This is a genomic window from Propioniciclava sp., assembly GCF_029977985.1.
In the GTDB taxonomy this organism is placed as follows: Bacteria; Actinomycetota; Actinomycetes; order Propionibacteriales; family Propionibacteriaceae; genus Propioniciclava.
In genome coordinates this window covers 1-23,011 of the sequence record NZ_JARKOT010000209.1, presented here as the reverse complement: position 1 = coordinate 23,011, position 23,011 = coordinate 1, and the positions used below count along the sequence as shown (strand labels likewise).

General features: G+C 73.4%; 20 protein-coding genes and 1 pseudogene. 7 read left to right on the top strand and 14 right to left on the bottom strand.

Annotated elements, in window-relative coordinates; translation table 11 throughout:
* On the bottom strand, positions 1 to 1,399 hold a 1,399-nt coding region (locus Q1K57_RS12350; RefSeq protein ID WP_300083113.1), incomplete at its 3' end, for a hypothetical protein.
* Between the two features lie 100 nt (positions 1,400 to 1,499).
* Here Q1K57_RS12350 and Q1K57_RS12345 point away from each other — a divergent pair.
* The gene (locus Q1K57_RS12345; protein ID WP_300083111.1) at positions 1,500 to 1,760 is read left to right on the top strand and encodes a metal-sensitive transcriptional regulator; all 261 of its coding nucleotides are present in this window, start codon (positions 1,500 to 1,502) and stop codon (positions 1,758 to 1,760) included.
* A gap of 46 nt (positions 1,761 to 1,806) precedes the next feature.
* On the opposite strand, the gene Q1K57_RS12340 is transcribed toward Q1K57_RS12345, so the two are convergent.
* A complete protein-coding gene (locus tag Q1K57_RS12340; protein ID WP_300083109.1) occupies positions 1,807 to 3,423 on the bottom strand; it encodes an FAD-dependent oxidoreductase in 1,617 nt (538 codons plus the stop codon).
* A gap of 65 nt (positions 3,424 to 3,488) precedes the next feature.
* Between Q1K57_RS12340 and Q1K57_RS12335 the strand changes: the two genes are divergently transcribed.
* Complete coding sequence (locus tag Q1K57_RS12335; RefSeq protein ID WP_300083107.1) at positions 3,489 to 3,653, top strand: hypothetical protein; 165 nt, start codon at positions 3,489 to 3,491, stop codon at positions 3,651 to 3,653.
* Positions 3,654 to 3,735: 82 nt separating this feature from the next.
* On the opposite strand, the gene Q1K57_RS12330 is transcribed toward Q1K57_RS12335, so the two are convergent.
* The 8 genes and pseudogenes from Q1K57_RS12330 to hemE all read right to left on the bottom strand — a co-directional run bounded on the left by Q1K57_RS12330 (position 3,736) and on the right by hemE (position 12,855).
* Complete coding sequence (locus Q1K57_RS12330; protein WP_300083105.1) at positions 3,736 to 4,887, bottom strand: winged helix DNA-binding domain-containing protein; 1,152 nt, start codon at positions 4,885 to 4,887, stop codon at positions 3,736 to 3,738.
* Between the two features lie 13 nt (positions 4,888 to 4,900).
* On the bottom strand, positions 4,901 to 6,202 hold the full coding sequence (gene hemL, locus Q1K57_RS12325) for a glutamate-1-semialdehyde 2,1-aminomutase (protein WP_300083103.1): 1,302 nt from the start codon (positions 6,200 to 6,202) through the stop codon (positions 4,901 to 4,903).
* Positions 6,203 to 6,235: 33 nt separating this feature from the next.
* Positions 6,236 to 7,708, bottom strand: coding sequence for a sodium/proline symporter PutP (putP, locus tag Q1K57_RS12320; RefSeq protein ID WP_300083101.1), 1,473 nt, complete (start codon positions 7,706 to 7,708; stop codon positions 6,236 to 6,238).
* Positions 7,709 to 7,738: 30 nt separating this feature from the next.
* Entirely contained in the window at positions 7,739 to 8,707 is a 969-nt protein-coding gene (hemB, locus tag Q1K57_RS12315) for a porphobilinogen synthase (protein ID WP_300083099.1), read from the bottom strand.
* On the bottom strand, positions 8,704 to 9,381 hold the full coding sequence (locus Q1K57_RS12310) for a uroporphyrinogen-III synthase (protein WP_300083115.1): 678 nt from the start codon (positions 9,379 to 9,381) through the stop codon (positions 8,704 to 8,706). The genes hemB and Q1K57_RS12310 overlap by 4 nt, the downstream gene beginning before the upstream one ends.
* 66 nt (positions 9,382 to 9,447) lie before the next feature.
* Positions 9,448 to 10,374 (bottom strand): annotated as a pseudogene (gene hemC / locus Q1K57_RS12305) (hydroxymethylbilane synthase); the annotation flags it as partial.
* Positions 10,371 to 11,816: an FAD-dependent oxidoreductase gene (locus Q1K57_RS12300; RefSeq protein ID WP_300083097.1), complete on the bottom strand. Its 1,446-nt coding sequence runs from the start codon at positions 11,814 to 11,816 to the stop codon at positions 10,371 to 10,373. The gene Q1K57_RS12300 and the pseudogene hemC, both read right to left, overlap by 4 nt.
* Positions 11,800 to 12,855 carry a uroporphyrinogen decarboxylase gene (gene hemE / locus Q1K57_RS12295; RefSeq protein ID WP_300083095.1) on the bottom strand — a complete coding sequence of 352 codons (1,056 nt, stop codon included), beginning with the start codon at positions 12,853 to 12,855 and terminating at the stop codon, positions 11,800 to 11,802. Before hemE ends, Q1K57_RS12300 begins: the two co-directional genes overlap by 17 nt.
* A 166-nt stretch (positions 12,856 to 13,021) precedes the next feature.
* Between hemE and Q1K57_RS12290 the strand changes: the two genes are divergently transcribed.
* The 5 genes from Q1K57_RS12290 to Q1K57_RS12270 are packed head-to-tail and all read left to right on the top strand — an operon-like array spanning position 13,022 to position 18,596.
* Complete coding sequence (locus Q1K57_RS12290; protein ID WP_300083093.1) at positions 13,022 to 14,611, top strand: beta-1,3-glucanase family protein; 1,590 nt, start codon at positions 13,022 to 13,024, stop codon at positions 14,609 to 14,611.
* Between the two features lie 50 nt (positions 14,612 to 14,661).
* A complete protein-coding gene (locus Q1K57_RS12285) occupies positions 14,662 to 16,035 on the top strand; it encodes a glutamyl-tRNA reductase (protein ID WP_300083091.1) in 1,374 nt (457 codons plus the stop codon).
* Entirely contained in the window at positions 16,035 to 17,108 is a 1,074-nt protein-coding gene (locus Q1K57_RS12280; protein ID WP_300083089.1) for a ferrochelatase, read from the top strand. Before Q1K57_RS12285 ends, Q1K57_RS12280 begins: the two co-directional genes overlap by 1 nt.
* On the top strand, positions 17,108 to 17,863 hold the full coding sequence (gene hemQ, locus Q1K57_RS12275) for a hydrogen peroxide-dependent heme synthase (protein ID WP_300083087.1): 756 nt from the start codon (positions 17,108 to 17,110) through the stop codon (positions 17,861 to 17,863). The genes Q1K57_RS12280 and hemQ overlap by 1 nt, the downstream gene beginning before the upstream one ends.
* The gene (locus Q1K57_RS12270; protein ID WP_300083084.1) at positions 17,850 to 18,596 is read left to right on the top strand and encodes a class I SAM-dependent methyltransferase; all 747 of its coding nucleotides are present in this window, start codon (positions 17,850 to 17,852) and stop codon (positions 18,594 to 18,596) included. The genes hemQ and Q1K57_RS12270 overlap by 14 nt, the downstream gene beginning before the upstream one ends.
* A 153-nt stretch (positions 18,597 to 18,749) precedes the next feature.
* On the opposite strand, the gene Q1K57_RS12265 is transcribed toward Q1K57_RS12270, so the two are convergent.
* From Q1K57_RS12265 to rmuC, 4 genes are read right to left on the bottom strand one after another with little or no spacing between them, the layout of a single operon-like run.
* On the bottom strand, positions 18,750 to 19,352 hold the full coding sequence (locus Q1K57_RS12265; RefSeq protein ID WP_300083081.1) for a hypothetical protein: 603 nt from the start codon (positions 19,350 to 19,352) through the stop codon (positions 18,750 to 18,752).
* Complete coding sequence (locus tag Q1K57_RS12260) at positions 19,349 to 19,981, bottom strand: hypothetical protein (protein ID WP_300083078.1); 633 nt, start codon at positions 19,979 to 19,981, stop codon at positions 19,349 to 19,351. The genes Q1K57_RS12265 and Q1K57_RS12260 overlap by 4 nt, the downstream gene beginning before the upstream one ends.
* Before the next feature lie 31 nt (positions 19,982 to 20,012).
* Positions 20,013 to 21,293, bottom strand: coding sequence for a threonine ammonia-lyase IlvA (ilvA, locus tag Q1K57_RS12255; protein WP_300083075.1), 1,281 nt, complete (start codon positions 21,291 to 21,293; stop codon positions 20,013 to 20,015).
* A complete protein-coding gene (rmuC, locus tag Q1K57_RS12250; RefSeq protein WP_300083072.1) occupies positions 21,290 to 22,873 on the bottom strand; it encodes a DNA recombination protein RmuC in 1,584 nt (527 codons plus the stop codon). Before rmuC ends, ilvA begins: the two co-directional genes overlap by 4 nt.
* Positions 22,874 to 23,011 lie beyond the last annotated feature (138 nt).

Below are 23,011 nucleotides of genomic sequence, written 5' to 3'. Positions count from 1 at the left end.
GTTCGACGGCCCGGGTGGCGCCGGCGAGGGCGTCGGCGTCCGAGAGGTTCTCCCAGTAGGGCGTCGGCAGGGGGGATCGGCTCCAGCGTCCTCGGGCGCGGTCGCGGGCGACATCCTCACCGGGGGTGGCTCCCCACAGGTTCGAGCCGGCCGGGGTGGTGGCGAGGAGCCCCTTCACGAGCGCGTGGAACTCCTGCAACGAGTGCTCGGACGCCTGCTGGTCGCCCAACGCGGCCTCCACGTTGGCCCGCGCGAGCACGGCCCCGGCGAGCGCCGCCTCGTGCCCCGCAGGACGCTTCAGCGACGCAAACCGATCGAACAGCGAAGCCAGTGCCTCCTGCGCCTCCGCGGTCTCGCCCTGAGCGAGCAGGACCAACGCCAGCTCGCTCACGGCGATCAACTGCACGTCGAGGCGTTGCCCGGCCGTCGACTCGGACGCCGCCAGTTCGCCCGCCAGCGATGCGGCTTCGCCGGCGGCGTCCAGGGCTTCGTCCTCACGGCCAGCGGTGCGCAGGTCGCGGGCCTGCTCGGTGAGGAGGCGGGCGAGGGCGTCCCGGGCAGGGTCGCCGATGCGGCCCACCGAGCGCCGCAGCACGTCGGTCAGGGCCCGGCGCTCGCGCAGCGCACCTTCGGCGTCGCCCGTCGCGGCCAAACGGTCGGCCAGCGTGCCGGACGCCGCGGCGAGCGGTCCGAGCACGCGGGACGCCCATGCCTCGCTGATGCGGTTCCTGGACTCCAGCACCGGCGCGGCCAGGTCGCCGGCCGCGGCGGCAGCGGCGCGGGCCGCGGCCACGGCGTCCGGTTCGACCCCGGCGACCCAACGGGCATCGGAGACGGCGAGGGCGGCGTCCACGAGGACTGCGGCGTCGTCCCCGGTGAGGTGGCCCTCACGGGCGCGGAGGAGGGCGGCGTCCGCGAGGGCGTTGGCCGCCCCCACGTCGCCCGTGGCGAGGGCGCCCTGCGCGGAGGCGAGCAGCAGCCACACGGCGGTGCGGGGGAGGAGTGCCGGGGGCAGGTCGAGGTGGGGGAGCAGGGTACGCCAGGCGCGCAGCGCCGCCACCGTCTGCGCGGCGCCGGCCGGCTGGCCGCCGCCTGCCTGCGCGAGCGCTACGTGGGTGGTCGCCGTGAAGAAGCGGGCGCCGTCGTCGAGGGGGGTGAACGGCCCGACCGAGCCGTGGAAGGCGACCAGCTTGGCGGCCTGGGCGAGGGCGTCCTGGGCGTCGGCGAACGACTCCAGCCACTGGTGCGCCAGGAGGCGCTGGGCGGTGAGCTCGTTGAGCGCGTCGACGAGGGGTTCCGCCTGGGAAGGATCGGACGCGATCCAGCCGCGCATCTTGCGCACCTGGGAGCTGAGCTCCTTGACGCGGCGCGCGTGGCCGTCGGACGCGGCGTTGGCCATGGGTGGACTCTCTTTCGGTCGGATGGACCAATTCTACCGGCGCCGGGCTTCGGGCCGGGTTGCGCATCCCAGTCATACGGGTCGGGGTATCCTCGGCCGCATGGAACTCGCACCGGACCAGATGCACGACGTTCTCATGCGCCTCAAGCGAGCCCAAGGACAGTTGGGCGGGATCATCGCGATGGTCGAGTCCGGCCGGGACTGCGCCGACATCGTCACTCAGCTCGCCGCCGTCTCCAAGGCGATCGAGCGGGCCGGGTTCCTCACCATCGCCCGCGGTCTGCGCGAGTGCATGGTCGACCCCGAGCAGGGCCAGCCCGACGTCGATCGCCTGGAGAAGGTCTTCCTCTCCTTGGCCTGATGCCCCGGCGGGGGCCGTCGGCGCCCACCGCCGGGAGCTGTCGGCGTTACGCCCCCGTGCCCGCCGCCCAGGTCTTGTAGCCGCCGTCGAGGTTCACGGCATCGCGACCGAGCTGGGTAAGGATGCGGCAGGCGGTGTGACCGCGGATACCCACCGCGCAGTGCACCACGAGCGGACCGTCGGGCAACTCGTCCACGCGGTCGCGGAGCTCGTCCACCGGGATGAGCAGCGCGCCGGGGATGGAGCCTGCCTCGAACTCGTCCGGCGTGCGCACGTCGACGACGGTCGCACCGGCGGCGACCGCGGCGTCCAGCTCGTGCCACTGCAACGAGCGGGTGATGCCGGAGCGGAGGTTGTCCGCGACGTGGCCCAGCATGTTGATCGGGTCCTTCGCCGAGCCGAACTGCGGCGCGTACGCCAGCTCCAGTTCGGCCAGGGAGGACGCCGTGAGGCCGCCCGTCATGGCGGTCGCGATGACGTCGATGCGCTTGTCGACGCCCTCCTTCCCGACGCCCTGGGCGCCCAGGATCGCGTCGGTCTCCGGGTCGACGAGGAGCTTCAGCGCCATCGTCTGCGCCCCCGGGTAGTAGCCCGCGTGGGAGGCCGGGTGCGTGTGGATCGCCCGGTACGGACGCCCCAACTCGCGGAGCCGCTTCTCGTTGGTGCCCGTGGCGGCCACTTGCAGGCCGAAGACGCCCACGATGGCGGTGCCCAGCACCGGCCGGTTGTGCACGGGGAGTCCGGCGATGTCGTCGGCCACACGGCGCCCGGCGAGGTTGGCGGTGTTCGCCAGCGGGACGAGCGTCGGACCGCCGTCGAGGGCGGCCACCTTCTCGGCGGCGTCCCCGATGGCGTAGATGTCGGGGTCGTCGGTCCGGTGCCGGTCGTCGACGGCGATCCCACCGCGCGGGCCCACGGTCAGCCCCGCCTCGCTGGCGAGGGTCGTCTCGGGCCGGACGCCGAGGGCGGCGATCACGAGGTCGGCCGGCAGGGTGGCGCCGGACTTGGTCGAGACCGAATCGGGGTTGATCGCGGTCACCTGGTCGGCCAGGTGCAGGTCGACGCCGTTGCTGCGCAGCGCCTGGTGGACGCCGGCGACCATCTCGGGGTCGAGGGGCGCCATGACCTGCGGCAGCGCCTCGACGAGGGCGACCCGCAGGCCGCGGTGGACGAGGTTCTCGGCCATCTCGATGCCGATGAAGCCGCCACCGATGACGACAGCGGTGCGGGCGCTCGCGGTGGCGCTCACGATGGCGTCGAGGTCGTCGATGTCGCGCAGGCTGAGGGCACGCTCGATGCCGGGAATCGGAGGGCGCAGTGGGCGGGCGCCGGGGGAGAGGATGACCTTGTCGAAGGGCAGGTCGTACTCGGTGCCGTCCTCGGCGCGGGCGACGACGACGCGTCGCTCCCGATCGATGCGGACCGCTGCGGTGCGCAGGCGCACGTCGATGCGGAAGCGGGCGGCGAGGGAGCGGGGAGTCTGCAGCAGCAGAGCCGAGCGCTGCTCGATGACGCCGCCCACGTGATAGGGCAGGCCGCAGTTGGCGAAGGAGACGTGGCCGCTGCGCTCCAGGACGATGATCTCGGCCGTCTCGTCGAGGCGGCGGAGGCGGGTCGCGGCGCTCATGCCGCCTGCGACGCCGCCGATGATGATGACTCGCATGGACACGAGGATACCCCCCAGGGTATGGTTGCGACGAATCGTCCAACTGACAGAAGGAGTCTCCCATGTGCCGAGCCGTCACCTGCCGCAAGTGCGGAAAGACGACGTGGGCCGGGTGCGGGCAGCACATCGATGCCGTGAAGCGCAGCGTCCCGGCGGGCCAGTGGTGCAACGGCCACGCCGACGAGCCGTCCTCCGGAGGCTTCATGGGCAAGTTGTTCGGTCGCTGACCCCCGCGCCGGATTCCTACCTGATCCGCGGCGCTCTCGACACACACATCGCGGTCGGTCCCGGCGGATCAAGCGGCATCGCTCAACCGGCCTGCCGGGTGACGACGGCACGTTCGGCTCCGGAGCGGACCGCCAACGCGTGCGCCTCGGCGTCCAGCGCGGCGAGCGCGCGCAGGGGGAGCGAGGGGTCGAGCCTGAGGGTCACCTCGAACCGATCGGCCCGGTGGACGCGCTTCCAGACACCGACATCGGTGAGGTTCCACAGCACGGGCCCGCCGCCGGCCTCGGAGTAGCGCGGACCTTGGCCCGCATGCGGCGCGCTGGCAGGAATCGGCATCCGTAGCGTGTTGTGCGTCAACACCGCCTCGTCGAAGGTGGACAGCAGCCACGCCCCCTCCACCCGCTCGCGGGCCTCGACGAATGCGGGCGACCCGGGACCGCGCTCCGCCATGGGACATGCCCCGCACCACAGGACGTGACCTGCCACCTCCACGGGCTCCACCGCATCACCCAACGCCGCCACAGCCAGGCGCACGTCGCGCTGCGTGAGCCGCGTCCACCGCTGCAGATCCGGCACGCTCACCGGCCCGTGCGACGCGAAGAACCGCCCCACCAGTTCGACCAGCGCATCCTCCCGCGACCGCCGCAGCGACCCGACCGGCGGCAGCCGGTCGTCGAGCAGGGCGTACGTGTGACCGCTCAAACCCGTCGGGTCGACGGGCCCCGAACACCACAGCCCCTCCAGTTCGCCGATGAGCAGCACGTGGCTCACTTGCGAGCCGAACACCGGGGTCTTTGCGAGCAGCCCACCCTGCGTCAGGTGCTCGCCGAGCGCGACCCGTGTCAGCGGTCCCGCGCTGAGGGCCTCCCGGACGGCGTCCAGCAACCGCGCTCGCCTCGCCGGTTCGCCCAGCCCCAGATCGGCATGTCGCTTCGTCAGCCCGGACAGCACCTTCGGCGACGTCAAGGCGAGGAGCCAGCGCAGGTCCTCGGCCGCCACGAAGTGCCACGTCGGCCGCAGCACGTGCGTCCGAACGAACGCCCCCGCATCGAGGGCCGTGCGCGCTTCGGCGGCATCACCGCGCGTGCGCTGCGCCAACGAGTCGAGCGCCAGCGGCACGTCCTGGCTCTGCACGGCCAGTGACTCCCGCACCGCCGCAGCCGGGTCGGGCACCGCCGGTCCGGCCAGCCGCTGGATCATCAGCCGGGTCGCAGACAACTCCCGCAGGTCCACGTGCTCGGGTCCCTCAGCCTTCGGACGCCGCCGCGGCGGCCCGCGCGGCTGCCGGGAGAGCGGACACCACGCGATCCAGCGCCGCGGCGTCGTGCGCCGCCGACAGGAACCACGCCTCGAACACGCTCGGCGGCAAGGCGACGCCGGCGTCGAGCATCGCGTGGAAGAACGCCCGGTACCGGAAGGCCTCCTGCGCCTTGGCCGCCTCGTAGTCGCTCACCCCGGACGCAGCCGCGTCCGCCCCGAAGAACACACTGAACAGGTTCCCCGCCACCCGCACCCGGTGGGCCACGCCAGCGGCGTCCAGCGCCTCGCCGACTGCCGCCTGCAGCGCCGAGGACGCGGCGTCGACCCGGTCGTACACCGTCGCGTCCGCCAGGCGCAGCGTCGCGATGCCGGCGGCGGTGGCCAGCGGGTTCCCCGACAGCGTGCCCGCCTGGTAGACGGGTCCGACGGGGGCGAGCAGGTCCATCAGCTCCGCCGGTCCGCCCACGGCCGCCAGCGGCATTCCGCCGCCGACGACCTTCCCGAACGTCACCAGGTCGGGCGTCACCCCCTCCAAGCCGAACCAGCCGGCTGGCCCCACCCGGAAGCCGGTGAGCACCTCATCGGAGACCATCAGCGCCCCGTGCTCGCTCGTCAGCCGGCGGATCGCCGCGTTGAACCCCGGCGCGGGCGGCACGACGCCCATGTTCGCCGGCGCCGCCTCGGTGATCACGCACGCGATCTCGGCGCCCCGGGCCGCGAACGCCTCCTCCAGCGCGGAGACGTCGTTGTACGGCAGCACGAGCGTGTCGGACGCCGCCGCGCGCGTCACGCCCGCCGAGCCGGGCAGCCCCGCCGTCGCGACGCCCGACCCGGCGGCGGCCAGGAGGGCGTCCGAATGCCCGTGGTAGCAGCCGGCGAACTTCACGACCACGTCGCGGCCCGTCGCTCCGCGCGCCACCCGGATCGCCGTCATGCAGGCCTCGGTGCCCGTCGACGTGAACCGCACCTTCTCCGCGAACGGCACCCGCCCCCGGATCAGCTCCGCCAGCTCCACCTCGGCCGTCGTCGGCGCCCCGAACGACAGGCCGCGACCGGCGGCGTCCACCACCGCGCGCACCACCTCGGGGTGCGCGTGCCCGAGCAGCGCGGGCCCCCACGAGCAGACCAGATCCACGTACTCGCGGCCGTTCACGTCCACCACGAACGGCCCGGACGCCGACGCGAGGAACACCGGCGTGCCTCCGACCGAGCCGAACGCCCGCACCGGCGAGCTCACCCCGCCCGGGATCACCGCGCACGCGCGGGCATACACCTCGGCCATGTCCATCTGCGGCACTCCCTCGAACTCAGAACACAGAACTCAGCGGGCGGCCAGCTCCGCGGCCCGGTCGAACTCGGCGTCGACACCAGCGGGCGGCGGGGTCACCATCGAGACACCATAGGCAACGGCCAGGTTGGCCAGGAAGCCGGGCAGGATCTCGTACAGGTCGAAGATGCCGCCCTCCATCGAGCCCCACCAGAACACGACCACCGCGCCGGCCAGCATGCCGGCCAGGGCTCCCCAGCCGGTCAGCCGCTTCCAGTACAACGACAGCAGGATCGTCGGCCCGAAGCCGGCGCCGAACCCGGCCCACGCGAACGCGACGAGCCCCAGGATGGTGTCCGACGGGTTGAGCGCCAGCACGCCCGCGACCACCGACACGATGAGGACGCCGATCCGGCCCAGCCAGACGCCGCCGCGCGCGCTCAGCCCTCGGCCCGCGAAGGCGCGGTACAGGTCCTCGACGAGTGCCGAGCTGGTGACGAGCAGCTGCGAGCTGATCGTCGACATGATCGCGGCGAGGATCGCGGCCAGCATGAAGCCGGCCAGCAGCGGGTGGAACAGCAGCTGGCCGAGCGTGATGAACACGGCCTCCGGGTTGGCGAGCCGACCGGTGTCGTGCTGGTAGACCGCCACGCCGACGAGGGCGGTGGCGGCGGCGCCGAGGCAGCTCAGCGCCATCCAGGTGATGCCGATGCGCCGGCCGGCCTTGGCCTCGGCCGCGTCGGTGAGGGCCATGAACCGCACGAGGATGTGCGGCTGGCCGAAGTAGCCGAGGCCCCACGCCAGGGAGCTGATGACGCCGATGGCGGTCGCCCCGGTCGTCAGGCTCAGCAGGCTCGGGTCGACCGCGTTGATCGCCGCGACCATGGCCCCCGGTCCGCCGACGTGCATCATGCCGACCAATGGCAGCACGACCAGGGCGGTCACCATCATGCAGCCCTGCACGACGTCGGTCCACGAGACGGCGAGGAAGCCGCCGACCAGCGTGTACAGCACGGTGACGCCGGCGACGAGCAGCATGCCCCACAGGTACGGCAGCCCGAACGACGACTCGAAGAACGTGCCGCCGGCCACCATGCCGCTGCTCACGTAGAGGGTGAAGAAGACGAGGATGATCGCCCCCGCGACCAGGCGGATGCCGTAGGTCGACCGCAGCCGGGCCCCGAGGAACGACGGCAACGTGATCGAGTTGCCCGCCAGTTCGGTGTACGACCGCAGCCGCGGCGCGACGAACTTCCAGTTGAGCCAGGCGCCGACGGTGAGCCCGATCGCGATCCACAGCTCGACGAGCCCGCCCAGGTACAGCGCCCCCGGCAGGCCCATGAGCAGCCAGCCCGACATGTCGGACGCCCCCGCCGACAGCGCCGACACGAACGGCCCGAGCCCGCGGCCGCCGAGCATGTAGTCGCCGAGGTTCTTGGTGCGGGCTTGGGCCACGAAGCCGATGACGATCATGGCGATGAGGTAGGCCATCATCGAGACGGCTTGCCAGATGAGGTCGAACTGCACGGGGGTCTCCTTGTCGAGGTCGCCTGCAACCTAACGCAGCGCGGGCACCTCGAGGGCGGCGTATGACAAGACGAGATCGGCGCCCGCACGCACGATGCCGGTGATGGCCTCGGCGAGCGCCGCGTCCCGGTCGATCCAGCCGCGCTCGGCGGCCGCGCAGATCATCGCGTACTCCCCGGACACCTGGTAGGCGGCCACCGGCACGTCGGACGCCGCCGCCACGTCGGCCAGCACGTCGAGGTAGGACGCCGCCGGTTTCACCATGACCATGTCGGCGCCCTCGGCGAGATCGAGCAGCGCCTCGCGGAGGCCCTCGCGTCGGTTCGCCGGGTCCTGCTGGTAGGTGCGGCGATCCCCCTGCAGCGACGACCCGACCGCCTCGCGGAACGGCCCGTAGAACGCCGAGGCGTACTTGGCGGCGTAGGCGAGGATCGCGACGTCCGCGTGACCGGCGGCGTCCAGCCCCTCGCGGATGGCGAGCACCTGGCCGTCCATCATTCCCGACGGGCTCACGACGTGCGCGCCGGCGTCCGCCTGGCTGACGGCCAGCCGCACGTAGGCCTCGAGCGTCGCGTCGTTGTCGACGCGGCCGTTGGCGTCCAGGATGCCGCAATGGCCGTGGTCGGTGAACTCGTCCAGGCAGGTGTCGGCCATGACGACGAGGTCATCGCCGACGGCTTCCCGGACGGCGACGACACCCCGGTTCAGGATCGAGTCGGGCCGCTCGCCGACGGAGCCGGCGGCGTCCTTGTCGTCGTCGAGTGGGACGCCGAACAGCATGATGCCGCCCAGCCCCGCGGTCGCCGCCTCGACGGCCTGGGCACGCAGGGAATCGAGCGTGTGCTGGACGACCCCCGGCAGCGACGCGATGGGGTGCGGGGCGTCGATGCCGTCGCGGACGAACACCGGCAGCACCAGCTGGCTTCGGGCGACGCGGGTCTCGCGGACCAGGTTGCGCATGGCGGGCGTGACGCGCAGACGGCGGGGGCGAACGATCATGGCAACTCCTCCAGGGCGGCGATGAGAGCAGCGAGGACGCCGTCGCCGTCCGGCGTGGCGGCGACGGCATGGACGGGCAGCCCGGCCGCACGGGCGGCGTCCGCGCTGGGCCGCCCGAACGCGACGATCCGCGTGTGCCCGGCCGGGGGCCCGAGGAGCTGCACTGCGGCCCGCGCGACCGAACCGGCGGTGACGACGACCGCGTCGTAGGCCGGCCAATCGGCCACGAGACCGGCCAGCGCGGAGGGCAGGGTCTCTGTGGTGTACGTCGCGACGCGGCGTACGGTCCACCCGCGCGCGGCGAGCCCCTCGGCCAGCGTCGGCTCGGCCAGCGCCGAGCCGGGCAGCAGGATCGTGCCCGGGCCGTCGCCGAGCTCGGCGACGAGGCCGGCCGCGTCGGAACTCCCTGTTACGTCGACATGGGCGCCAGCCGCCTGGAGCGCGGACGCCGTCGCCCGCCCGACCGCCGCAATGCGCGGCGCCAGCGCCGCCGGCGCGTGGCCGTCGGCCACGAGACGTTGCACTCCGGCGGGCGAGGTGAGGACGAGCCAGTCCGCGCGCCCGCCGAGCTCGTAGGCCAAGGAGCGTTGGCTCGTGAGGGGCCGGGCGTCGACGAGCGCGCCCGCCGCGCGGACCGCGTCCGTCAGGGGCCCGTCCGCGCGCAGGAACAGCACCCGGCGTCCGACGAGTGCCGGGTGGGTGCCGGGCGCCCAGAGCTCCTGGTCGTGGAACTCGCCGAGCCGGCTGGCTCGCTCGGCGCCCAGAGGCGTGATGTCTGCCGCGCCGCCGTCGAGCAGCTGGCGCGCAGCCCGCCGGCCGAGGGCCGCGGCGTCCGTGGGCCAGGGCGCCTCGACCTTTGCCGTCGCCGAGGCTCGGCCGTCGGCGGCCAGCACGGCGGCTCGGACGCGCAGCCGCCCCTCGGCCAGCGTCGCCCGGACGCCGACGGGTGCGGCGCACCCGGCACCCAGAGCGGCCAGGACGGCTCGCTCCGCCTCCACCTCGGCGCGCGTGGCCGGGTGGTCGAGTGGGGCCAGGGCGAGCCTGGTCACGGCGTCGTCCTCCCGGCACTCGACGGCCAACGCCCCTTGTCCGGCCGCAGGCAGCAGGTCGAGCACGTCGGTGACGGCGTCCAGTCGGCCGAGCCGGGCCAGCCCCGCGTGAGCCAGCACGACGGCGTCCAGGTCGGGCTTCGTCGACGCCGAGCCGAACGCCCGGGCGAGACGCGTGCCCACGTTGCCGCGGATCTCGACCACCTCCACGTCCGGACGCCGCGCCCGCACCTGCGCGGCCCGCCGCGGCGAGCCGGTGCCCACTCGGGCCCCGGCGGGCAGCGACGCCAGCGTGTGCCCGTGGCGCGCGCAGAGCACGTCGGCCGCGTCCTCGCGCTCGGCGATCGCAGCCAGGACGAGGCCGGGGACGCCGGCGGTGGGCAGGTCCTTGAGGGAGTGAACGGCTAGGTCGACCTCGCCGTCGAGCAGCGCCCGGCGCAGGGCCGCCGCGAACACCCCGAGCCCGCCCGCAGCCACGAGCGACGCGGCCGTCACGTCGCCCTCCGACCGGATCGTGACCAGTTCGACGGCGTGCCCGTGGTCGCGCAGGGCGTCCGCCACCAGGCCGGACTGCGTCCGCGCCAGCTCCGAACCGCGCGTGCCCAACCGCAGCGTCATGGCGCGTCGTCGTCGTCGTGCTTCACCACGAGCTTCTCGGCCACCGCGCGTCCGTGGGGGACGACGGCGGCCAACCCCGTGCCCGCATACCAGGCGCCGGTGATCTCGAAGCCGTCCAGTTCGGCCGCCGCCGCCGTGAGCGCTCCGACGCGCTCGCGGTGCTCGGGGGTCTGCGGCGGCAGCGAGTTCGGGAAACCGATGACCATGTGCCCGACGACGTCGTCGACGGACAGCTCGACGCCGAGGAGGGTGGCGGCGTCCGCCAAGGCGTCCTCGAGGCTCGGCCGCGGCGTCGGCTGCCCCGCGCGGCCGTACGAGACCCGCAGCACGTGGCGGTTCGTGCCGTCGACCGTCGTGGGCCACTTGATGGAGTAGTGGGTGAGCGCCTTGGCGGTCACTTCGGGGGCGCCCGGCGTGACCAGCAGCCCGGAGCCGCGCGGGGCGGCGTCCAGCTCGGGCTTGACCAGCGCGATGCAGACCTGGGCGAGATCGGCGCCGCGGGGCAGTTCCCAGTCGCCGATGGCGAGCGGCTCGAGTGGGCGGAGGAGGTCGAGGGCGGCACGCCCGTCGAGGGCGATGACGAGCGTGGGTGTGTGCACCTGCTCGGGGTTCCCGGTCGGGACTGGCGGGTCGGCCGGGTCGGGAGCGCGGCCGGCGGTGTGGTGGGTGACGAACCAGCCGTCGTCGACCTTCTCGATCGACGTGACCACGCGCCTGGTCGCGACGGTCCCCCCGCCGTCGCCGATGGCTCCGACGAGGGCGTCGACGAGGCGGAACAGGCCGCCGGCCGTCGAGGCGACCAGCGGGCCGGCCGGTGCCTTCGCCCGCAGGGACGCCGCCGCCCGCACGAGCGACCCTTCCTCGGCCAGCGCCTCGTGCAAGCCCGGAGAGACCACGTCGACCGCCAGCCGGCTCGGATGCACCGAGTGGACGCCCCCCGCCACCGGGTCGACCAGCCGGTCGAGCACCTCGCGCCCGAGGCGGGTTTCGACCAAGGTGGCGAGGTCGGGGGCGTCGGCGCCCGGTTCGGGACCCATCGTGAGGTCGTCGCGGGCGCGGGCGAGACCCTCGGGGGAGAGGGCCTCGGCCACCTGGGGATCGTCGAGGTCGGTGGGAATGCTCAACACGCCGTGTGGGATCCGGAAGGCGCGCCCACGCTCGCCGGCGGCGTCCGTGCCCCAGATCCAGGATTCGCCGCCAGGCGTGACGACCTCGAGGCCCAACTGCTCGGCGAGCTCGGCGCAGGCGGTGCTGCGGCGGGCGAACGACTCGGCGCCGAGGTCGACGGTGACGCCGCCGACCGGCGCCCCGAACACGAGGCCGCCGCACTGGCCGCGGGATTCGAGCAACAGCGGGGCCACCCCCAGTTCGGTGAGCCGGTGGGCGGCGGCGAGGCCGGCGAGACCGCCGCCGACGACGACGGCGTCAGCTTGCGTGGGCACGATGGATCCTTTCGACGAGGCGGGTCAGGACGTCGGGGTCGGTTGTGGGTGGGACGCCGTGGCCCAGGTTGACGACGTGGCCGGGCGCGGAGCGACCGCGGGCCAGCACGTCGTCGAGGTGGGCGAACAGGGCCGCATCACCGGCGGCGAGGAGGGCGGGGTCGAGGTTGCCCTGGAGCGGGACGCCGGGCAGGCGGGCGGCGGCTTCGTCGAGCGGGGTCCGGTAGTCGACGCCGACGGCGTCAGCGCCGACGGCGAACTCCTCGAGCAGATGGCCCGTGCCCGTCCCGAAGTGGATGCGGGGGACGCGCCCCTCGACGGCCGCGAGGGCGGCGCGGCTGTGGGGGGCGACGTGGGCGGCGTAGTCGGCGCGGGTGAGGGAACCGGCCCACGAGTCGAAGAGCTGGACGGCCGAAGCGCCGGCGTCCACCTGGGTGGCGAGGAAGTGGCCGGAGATCGTGGCACACCAGGCCATGAGGCGCCGCCAGCTGTCCGGGTCGGCGTGCATCAGGGCGCGCGCAGCGAGGTGGTCGCGGCTGGGCCTGCCCTCCACGAGGTAGGCGGCGAGAGTGAAGGGCGCGCCGGCGAAGCCGATGAGGGGCGTCCAGGAGGCCTCGACGGAACCGACGGTGGCCAGCTCGTCGGTGACCAGCTCGATCGCTGCGGTGATGGGGGTGGTGTCGCCTGGCTCGAGGCGGGTCAGGCGGTCGATGTCGGACGCCGTCCGCGCCGGTTCGGCGACCACTGGGCCGACGTCGGGGACGATCTCGACGCCCACCCCCGCCAGCTTGAGCGGCACCATGATGTCGGAGAAGAAGATCGCGGCGTCCACCCGGTGCCGTCGGACCGGCTGCAGGGTGATCTCGGCGGCGAGTTCGGGCATCAGGCACGACTCGAGCATGCCGACGCCCTTGCGGGCGGCACGGTACTCGGGCAGCGACCGCCCCGCCTGGCGCATGAACCACACGGGCAACGTGGCCGGCCGGCGCCCCGACAGGGCGCTGAGCAGGGGTGGAGCGGCGTCGCTGGCGGTTGGCACGCGCCCAACCCTAGGCCCATCCGGCCATGGCTGGCGGCGCCGCCCACGAACCTTGCGGACGATCGGAACGCTTTGTTTACTTGGCAATCAGTTGGAACATGTTGCTATGGGACGGGCGAGTTGGGCACTCTGAGAGCTGCATCCCCCGACAGCACAGGAGACCCCCATGCGCCTTTCCGTGCGCTCCCTGATCGCGGCACTCACCCTCGTCGTCACCGTGTCCACCGCCTTCTCCGCGCCACCGGCGGCGGCGGCCCCCACCACCGTGCCGGTGACGGTCACCAACGACGCCGGCATCGCCGACACCCTGCACCTCAGCATCATCGGCACCGACCTGGCGACCGGCCGGCTCGGCTACGTGGACGCCGCCGGTGCGTTCCACCCGTGGAACCTGCCCAGCGGTCCGGGCGAGATCGCTGCGCCCGATGTTTCCATCGACGGGCCGGCGGCGGGCCGGAGCGCCACGATCCAGGTGCCCCGGGGCGTGTCCGCCCGGGTCTACTACTCCTACGGTGCGGCCGTCCCGTTCCGGCTCGTCTCGGGTGGACTCGTCCAGCCCGCCCCCTGGAACGCCTCCGACCCCACCGCCGGGCTGCTCTTCGACTGGGCCGAGCTCACGTTCGACTCGAATGGACTGTGGCTGAACTCCACGCAGGTCGACCAGTTCGCACTCCCGGCCACCCTGAGCACCACCAGCACCGACGGCACTCAGCGCTCCACCGGCGCCCTCGGGGCGGGAGGGCGTCAGTCCGTCATCGACGCGCTGGCGGCCGACCCCGCCTACGCACGCAGCATCGTGCGGGAAGCCGACGGCACCGTCCTGCGGGTCCTGGCGCCGACGCATGCGGTCGGGGCCGGTCTGATGGCAGCGAACCTTCTCGACGCCGCCATCGCCTCCGCGTGGGCGGCCTACGGCACCCGCACCCTCACCGTGGCCCCCTTCGAAAGCACAGCCACGACCTACTCGGGGCGGTCGATCGATGGGCAACTCGTCTTCACCGATGCCACCGGACGCCGCGTCGCCGCCTTCGCCCGGCCCTCCACCAGCGACGTTCTCGGTTGCGACGGAGCCCTGCACGCTCCGAACGACCAGGTGGTCGGACCCATTGCGCGGACGCTCTGCGCCGCCCTCCAGCGGGGCAACCTCGTCACCGTCGACGTGCAGCCCGCTGCTCCGGACACGTACTACGCCGACGGAACCGGCAACCGCTACTCCGGTGCGGTGCACGCGGCCATGGCCGACGGCCGCGCCTACGGCTTCGCGTTCGACGACGTGGCGTCCCAGGAGTCGCTGATCCACGACCCGGCACCTGTTGCTGCCGCCCTCCGCATCCAGCCGATCGGCGTGTCCAGCACGGCCAGCCCCGCGACGCCGTCGCCGACCGCGTCCCCGTCTCCCATCGCGTCCCCGTCTCCCACCGCGACGCCCACCCCGGCTGCCAGCACCACGCCCACGTCCACGCCGAGCGGGACCCCCACGACCGTGGCGTCCACCTGGACAGCGGCGGTCACGATCCCTCAGAACCAGCGCGGCTACGCCGAGCTGGTGTTGGATTCCGGCACGCAGCCGGGCCTCGTCACGTTGGAGGTGCGTGGGGGTGCCCGGAGCACCGTCGCCGTGAGCGGTCCGACGATCGTCCGGATCGACCTGTCGGCAGCCCCCGGCGCGGCGACGCTGACGCTCACCGGATCGGCCCCCCTCGGCAGCCCGCAGATCCGGCTGCCCGAGGTGTACGCGTTCACCGCCGCCGGCTGAACCCTGGCCGGCGTGGGTCCGGTTCGGCGTCGGGGGTCGGAGGTGGTTCAATGGCCTGCGTTGTGGGTATTCAGCTGATCGCCGTCCACCACTCCGATCATGGCATCGGTGCGGTGGAAGCCATTGCGCACGTCGTCCCCGGGCTCGCGGGGCGTCTGCTCGCACGCACCCCCGGTGCTGCCGGCGCCTTCGTGCTGTCGACGTGCAACCGGGCCGAGGTGTACGTGGACTCGTCGCTGGACGCCGCCACGCTGGCGGAGGCCGTGCGCACCGATCTGGCGGCCGCCCCCGGCGCGCCGCCGCCGGACCGCATCCCGCTCACCGTGCTCGACGACGTGCGGGCCATCGACCATCTCTTCCGGGTCACCGCCGGGCTCGAGTCGATGGTCGTCGGCGACCGTGAGGTCGCGGCCCAAGTGCGCCGGGCCGTGCACGAGGCCCGGGCCGCCGGGGCGGCGTCCGGACTGCTGCTCGCGGTTGCCGAACAGGCGCTGCGGACCGCCCGGCTCGTCGCCCAGCGGACCCGCCTCGCCACACGCGGCCGGTCGGTCGTGAGCGTGGCTCTCGACCTGCTGCGCCGCGACTGGCCGGGCACGCGCGTGCTCGTGGTGGGGACCGGTGCCTACGCCGGCGCCGTGGTGGCCGATCTCGCCGAGCGCGGGTGCGGCTCAGTGGCCGTGCACTCCTCCAGCGGCCGGGCGGCGGCGTTCGCGTCCCGCCATGCGGGGGTGCGGGCGTCCGAACGCGACCTCGTCGCCGAGCTGGCGGACGCCGACGTCGTGGTCACCTGCCGTGGCACGGGCGTGCCCGTGCTGACGACGCGTGACGTCGCGCGGGCGACGTCGGACCGGCACGAACAGCTCGTCCTCGTCGATCTGGCGATCACCCGCGATGTCGAGCTGGCCTGCGCCGACCTCGACGGGGTGCTGCTGCTCGACCTCGAAACCGTGTCGCGGCACGTGCCAGACGCGTCGCGCCGCGACGTCGAACGCGCCGAAGACCTGGTCCGGACGGGCGTCGACGAGGCACTCGCCCGGCTGCGCTCCCGGGCGATGGACCCGGCCGTCGTCGCGTTGCGCGACACGATGCAGGACATGGTGGCCGACGAGGTCGACCGGCTGCCCGTGGGGCGTCCCCTGACCCGGGAGGAGGCCGCGCACGCGCTGCGCCGGCTGGCGGCGCGGCTCGTGCACGTGCCGAGTGTCCGCGCGCGCCAGGCGGCGGTCGAGGGGCGCACGGACGCCTACCTGACGGCTTTGTCGGAGCTGTGGGGGCTGGAACCCGGGACGCGCCCGGTGCTCGGCAACCTGGAGATCGACGCGCCGGTCGAGGTCTCGGCGGCCGAACTCGACGAGGGCAGTTGCCCCGTCACCGGTCTGAGCGTGGAGGATCTCGGGGGCGCCGAACGACGAGAGGCGATGTGATGGTCGACGCGGTGCTGGTGCTCTCCTACGGCGGCCCGCGCGGCCCCGAGGATGTGCTGCCGTTCATGCGCAACGCCACCCGCGGGCGCGGCATCCCCGACGAGCGGCTGGTCGAGGTGTCGGGCCACTACCAGCGGTTCGGCGGTGTTTCGCCCATCAACGCCCGCAACGCCGAACTCGTGGACGCCCTCCGCCGCGCTCTCGCGGAGCGTGGCGTCGCTGTCCCGGTGGTGATCGGCAACCGCAACTGGACGCCGTACGTCGCCGACGCGCTCACCGAGGTGCGCCGGTTGGCCGCCCAAGAGGTCGTCGTGGTGCTGACGGCCGCCTATGCCAGCTACTCCAGCTGCCGCCAGTACCGCGAGGATTTCGCCCGTGCGCTGACCGAGCTGCCGCCGGTCGCGCCTGGCGAAACCACGACACCGATCACGTTCACCAAGGTCGGGCCCTACGCCGAGACCGACGGGTTCGTCGGGGCCAACGTGCGCTCTCTCGTGGACGCCGTGCACGCCCTCGGCGGGCCGGACCAGCTGCCGCACGTTCTGTTCGTGACGCACTCGATCCCGACGGCGATGGACGCCGCGTCCGGGCCGGGCGGGGAGACCGGGAGGTATTCGGCGCAGCACGAGCGCGTGGCCGAGCAGGTGGCTGCGGCGGCGGCGTCCGAGTTGGGGGTGGACGAACTGGCGTGGGAGATCGTGTACTGCTCGCGCTCGGGGGCGCCGCACATCCCGTGGCTGGAGCCCGACGTGAACGACCGGCTGGAGGAACTGGCCGGCGCCGGCGTGGAGCGGGTCGTGGCGGCGCCGATCGGCTTCATCAACGACCACATGGAGGTCGTGTTCGACCTCGACACCCAAGCTCGCGAGACCGCCGAGCGGCTCGGCCTGGCCTACGTGCGCGCGGCCACGGCGGGGGTCGACCCGGAGTTCGTCGCGATGCTGGCCGACGCCGTCGTGGCGGGCGAACGGGGCACCGTGGCCGGGCTGCCCACGTGCGGTGGGTCCTGCTGCGGGTCCGGCCGCCCGGGCGGCCCCGCGTTGCCGACCGCCCTCGACAACGAAGGAGCCTGATGTTCGCCGCCGATCCTCGCGACACCCCGCTCGACCCGGACGAGGTGAACGCCGGCGTCCACTACGTGCAGTACGCCGTGTTCGGCCTGCCCACGCTGCTGGACGCCGCCCAGAGCGACGCCGCCCAGAGCGACGCCGCACCGATCGACGCCGCACCGGTCGACGCCGAGGCCGTGGAGGCGGCCGTCGCCGGCGCGGGTGTGACGGTGCGGGGCTGGTACGACATCAGCGGCTTCCGCGCCGACGCCGACCTGCTCGTGTGGATGCTCGCCGACGATCCGCAGGCGCTGCAGCGCGCGTACGCGGCGTTGCGCCGCTCGTCGCTGGGGGAGCGGTTGGTGCCCCGCTGGAGCAACATCGGCGTCCACCGGCCGGCGGAGTTCAACAACGCGCACACGCCCGCCTGCTTCTCGGGGATCGCGCCGCGGCCGTGGCTGTGCGTCTACCCGTTCGTGCGCAGCTACGAGTGGTACTACCTCGAGCCGGCGAAGCGGTCGCACATGCTGCGGACCCATGGCATGGCCGCCCGGGACTTCCCCGACGTGCTCGGCTCGACGACCTCGGCGTTCGCGCTCGGCGACTACGAATGGCTGCTCGCGTTCGAGGCCGACGAGCTGCATCGTCTCACCGACGCCATGCGGGCCCAGAGGGCCGTCGAGGCCCGGTTGCACGTACGCGAGGAGACGCCGTTCTTCACCGGGCCGCGGGTCGCGTTGTCCGCCTGGATCGCCAACCACGCCCATGCCGCGCCCTGACCCGGAGACGGCCCAGCGCCGCGCGAACGCCTTCCTCTCGACGGGCGCCGAGTACCACCGGCTGCGGCCCGGCTACCCCGACGACGTGGTCGACTGGATGCTGCCCGGATCGCCCCGCCAGGTGCTCGACCTGGGGGCCGGCACGGGCCGCCTGACCGATTCCCTCGTGGCACGCGGGCTCGACGTGGTCGCCGTCGACCCGTCGGAGTCGATGCTCGCCGTCCTGCGGGGGCGGCACCCCGGTGTCGTGTGCCGGGTGGGCACCGCCGAGGCGACGGGTCTGCCCGACGCCAGCGTCGACGCCGTCGTGGTCGCCCAGGCCTGGCACTGGATGGACGCGGCGGCCGCCTCGGCCGAGGCAGCGCGCGTGCTGCGCCCCGGCGGGACGCTGGCGATGGTCTGGAACCAGCGCTGGAACCCCGACGGGTGGCAGGCCGCGTTTCATGCCGAGCAGTACCCCGCGGACGGCATGGGCATGCACAGCGGCGAGGGCGATGATCGTCCGCTCGTACCCTTCGGCCCGGGCGAGGTGCGGCGTTCGGCCTGGTCGCGGGAAGTGAGCGCCGAGGACTACCTGGCGGGCTACACCACCCACTCGCCGTTCCTCGTCGCCGACCGTGCCGAGCAGGATCGACGGCTGGCGGTCTGGCGGTCCCTGATCGCCGCGCATGCCGGTCCCACGGTCACCGAGTCCTACACGGTGGACGCGTGGCGCTACCGTCTGCCGAACTGATGCATAAGCCGCTGAGTTGAGGGCGTCGGGCCGGGAGCGCCTCACGGCGCGTGGCCGCTCGTAGCGGCTATAGGTGGAGCCCGGGGCTACCGCAGCCCGACGCCTGTTCGAGGATACGGGTTCGGCGGCGGCCACCCAAGCCGACGCGGCAACTCAGGCGAGGTCGCCGGAGCGCCAGAGGGCGGCACAAGCGGCGAGGTCGCGCGCCATGTCCTGCAGCCGGACGGCCTGCAACACCCCGGCGCGGCCGTCGGCCAGATCGGCCCGGCCGGACGACACCACGTGGCAGAACGCCGCCGCCCGCTCGAAAGCGATCGCAACGTCGCCGGTGAACGCCCCGCGCAGGATCGCATCGGCGACCCGCTTGATCTCCTCCGGCCCGGGCGGCTCGACGCCGGCCACCGCGTGGTTGGGTTCGGTGAAGCGGACGCCGGCGGCGTACTCGCGCGCCGCACCGTCCGGGTCGCCCTGGACCCATTCCCGCAGCACATACAGCCGCCACAGCGCGCCGGGCAGCGAGCGCGCCGGGCGTCCTGCCCACAGGTCGGCCAGCGTCGGCAGCCCGATCTCGTCGACGAGCGCCACGAGCCGCGCGGTCACGGCTGGATCGTCGGTGGCGTGCCCGGCGTGCACGAGCACCGCGGCCGTCTCGTGAGCGGCGTGCAACTCGGCGATGGGATCCGAACCCTCCCCCATCTCTTCCAGGACAGCCGGGTCCCGGAAGGCGGGGCGGTGGTAGCGGCGCGACGAACTCACCCGGCAAGGGTAGTCGGACGCCGCCGGCGCGGCCGGGCGACTCCTGCCTTGACCAGTTCGAGTTCGGCGAGCTTGGCGGCGACATCGGGATCGCCTGTGCGCCAGGCGCGCATCGGGTCGGGGGCCACCGTGCGCAGTTCGGCGATGGGTTGCGTGGCGAGGGCGCGGAGAGCGAGAAGGTCGGTGCCGTCGGTCGTCGACACGAGCTCGAGTACCTCGCGCGCTCGCGCTGCGAACGCGAGCCGGCGGGGGAGCCACGCCAGCAGCAGGAGGAGAACGGGCACGCCGAACGTGAGCCAGCCCGCGACGGTCGCCGTGGTCTCGAGGGCCGCCACCTGCTCGTGCGCCGAGGCGACCAGACCGTTGACCGACCCCGCGAGGTCGGTGAACGGCCGGCTCAGGCCATCGCCCACGAGCGGGACTCCGCCGGCCTGGCGCGCGATCTCGTCCAACTGGTCGGCCGCGCGGTCCCCCAGGGCGGCCGTCTGCCGGGCGGGCTCGGCGACGGCCCGGAGGACGCCGTCCACGAAGCGCCCGACGAACCACCAGCCGACGGCCCAGGTGACCATGAAGACGTCCGAGACGATCTGCCGCACGAGCCGGGCCGAGGGGCGCGCATAGAACCGCATGAGTTCATCATCCCTCGCCGGAGGGCGTTTCTCAGACCAGGAACCGATAGAACGGGCTCTCGGGGGAGACGACCTCGGCCCTGATGGGGCTCGCATCCAACCGGGTGCGGAGTGCTTCGTAGGTGGCAGGGTCGCCGAGTTCGATGCCGACCAGCGCCGGCCCGATCTCCCGGTTCGAGCGCTTCACATACTCGAAGTAGGTGATGTCGTCGTCGGGGCCGAGCACCTCGTCGAGGAACCGCCGGAGGGCGCCGGGCTCTTGGGGGAAGTTCACGAGGAAGTAGTGCTTGCGCCCTTCGTGGATGAGCGACCGCTCCACGATCTCCGCGTACCGGGAGACATCGTTGTTGCCCCCGGACACCACGGCGACGACCAGTTCGCCGGGCCTCGGCCGTGCCCGCTGCAGCGCTGCGGTGGCGAGCGCCCCTGCGGGCTCGGCGATGATGCCCTCGGTCTGGTAGAGCTCGAGCATCTCGGTGCAGACCGCCCCTTCGGCGACCGTCATCATCGCCGGCCCGCGCGCGTGCGCGACGGCGAACGTGAGGTCTCCTGCCCGGCGCACGGCGGCGCCGTCGACGAAGGTGTCGATCGTCCCCAGCGTGGTCGGACGCCCCGCGTCCAGCGCCGCCGCGAGCGCCGCCGCCCCCGCCGGCTCCACGCCGACCACCCGCGTGTGCCGGCTGTAGGCGTGCAGCCAGGTGAGACATCCGGCCAGCAGGCCGCCGCCGCCGACCGGGAGGTACACCACGTCGGGCTCGCGGCCGAGTTGCTCGACGAACTCCTTGGCCACGGTGCCCTGCCCGGCGATGGTGCGCTCATGGTCGAACGCCGAGACGGCGGTGGCGCCGCTCTCCCGCGTTTCGGCCAGCGCCAGCGCGGACGCCTCGTCGTACGTGTCGCCCGCCACGACCAGTTCGGCGAAGGCGCCCCCGAAGTAGCGCATCCGGTCGCGCTTCTGGCGGGGCGTCGTCGTCGGCACGAAGATGCGCCCGCGGATGCCCAGCGCGGCGCACGCCATCGCGACCCCCTGCCCGTGATTTCCCGCGGACGCCGCCACCACCCCGGCCGCGCGGCCGGCGTCGTCGAGTTGAGCGATGAAGTTGTACGCGCCGCGGATCTTGTAGCTGCGCACCGGTTGGAGGTCTTCGCGCTTGAGCCACACCTCGGCGCCGGTCAGCTGCGAGAGTCGCTCGTTGTACTGCAGCGGCGTCTCGGTGATGACGCCCGCCAGCCGGGACGCCGCCTCGTCCACCTCGCGGGCGGTCACCGGAACGGTGGCCTCGGTGGCCGTGGTGAAGGGCAGGTGGGTCACCCGGCCATTGTGCCGCGTGGCCGGCGCCCCCGCACCACGTCGTCGCCCACCAGGTCGCCCAGCTCGGGCTGCGCCCGGCTCAACTCCGCAGCCTCCGGCAGCGGCGTGTCGTCGTCGGCCCGGCCGATGAGGGAGGGGACGGCGACGGCGTCCTCCACCAGTTCGGGCGCTGCGATCTGCCGGAGCGGCTCGTCCACCGTGGTCAGGGGATTGAGCTCGGTGTCGGCCACGTTGAGGTCGCGGAAGCGGCGCGCCGTGACGAACACGCGCGTCTCGAGCGAACCGACCGACGCGTTGTACGCCTTGACCGCGGAGCCGAGCGCCCGGCCCAGCTTGTCGACGTTGCCGCCCATCGTGCCGAGCCGGTCGTACAGCTCGCGCCCGAGCTGGCTCACCTGCGCCGCCGACTCGGCCAGCTTGGCCTGCTTCCAGCCGTACGCGATCGAGCGCAGCATGGCGATGAGCGTGGCGGGCGTGGCGACCACGATGTTGCGCCCGATCGCGTATTCGTGCAGGTCGGGCAGTAGCCGCAGCGCCTCGACGCCGAGCGCCTCGAGCGGGATGAACATCACGACGAACTCGGGCGTACCCGGGTCGGCCTTGAAGTAGTTCTTCGCCCCGAGGGCGTCCACGTGCGCCTTCACGTTTCTCGCGAACAAAGCGAGGTGCGCCTCGCGGTCGCGCTCGTCAGCCGCCTCCTCGGCGTCCAGGAACGCCTGCAGGGGCACCTTCGCGTCGACGTAGACGAACTTGCCTTCGGCGAGAGTGACCTTCATGTCGGGCCGGATCACCCGGTCCTCACTTGTCGTCGACGTGGCCTGCTGCACGAAGTCGCAGTGTTCAACCATGCCCGCCAGCTCGGCGATGCGCTTGAGCTGCAGCTCACCCCACGCGCCGCGCACCTGTGGCTTGCGCAGCGCCTGCGACAGCGAATGCGTCTCGCGGCGCAGCTGCTCACCCGTGTACTGCACGTTCCGCACTTGCTCGGCCAGCTCGCGACTCATGTCGACCCGCGCCTTCTCGACCTCGCCGAGCCGCGCGTTGAACGCCGCCAGGCTCTCCTGGATCGGCTTCATGAGCAGCTCGGTCTCCTTCAGGCGCCGCTCGGCCGTCGCGTCGGCCTTGCGGCCCTGCTCATCCAGTGCTGTGCCCGAAACCAGCTTGAACTCCTTGACGAGCGTGTCGCGGTCGGTCGCGATCTCATCTGCCCGTGCGACCGCAGCGTCTCGCTCGGCGACCGCCGCCACCCGACGCGCCTCGAGCGAGGCCACCTGCGCCAACGCCCGCGACGCCTCGGCCTGGGCCTCCGCCGCAGTCGTGCGGTGCTCGGCCACCGCGGCGCGCACCCGTTCGGCCTCCGCCCGGGCCTCCTGCACCCGGATCTCCGCCTGCGCGATCGCGTGGCGGGCCCGCTCGGCGTCCGCACGGGCCGACGCCTCGGCCGCCCGCAGGCGCTCGGTGGCGGCCGTGTCGGCCATCACCTCCGACGCCGCGGAGCGCCGCAGGACGAGCCATGCGCCCACCGCGCCGAGCGCCACGCCCACCAGCAGAGCGATGAGAAGGATGCCGAAGTTCTCCATGTCCCGATCCTCGCAGGGGGCTCAGACAGTTTCTGCGCGACCCCGCCGAGGGGGGTGGCAATACGGTGGCTGCATGGCACAGCGACGGACTCCGGAGGCCCCCGACGAGCTGGTCGAGGTGGGCGGCGGCGTCCGGCT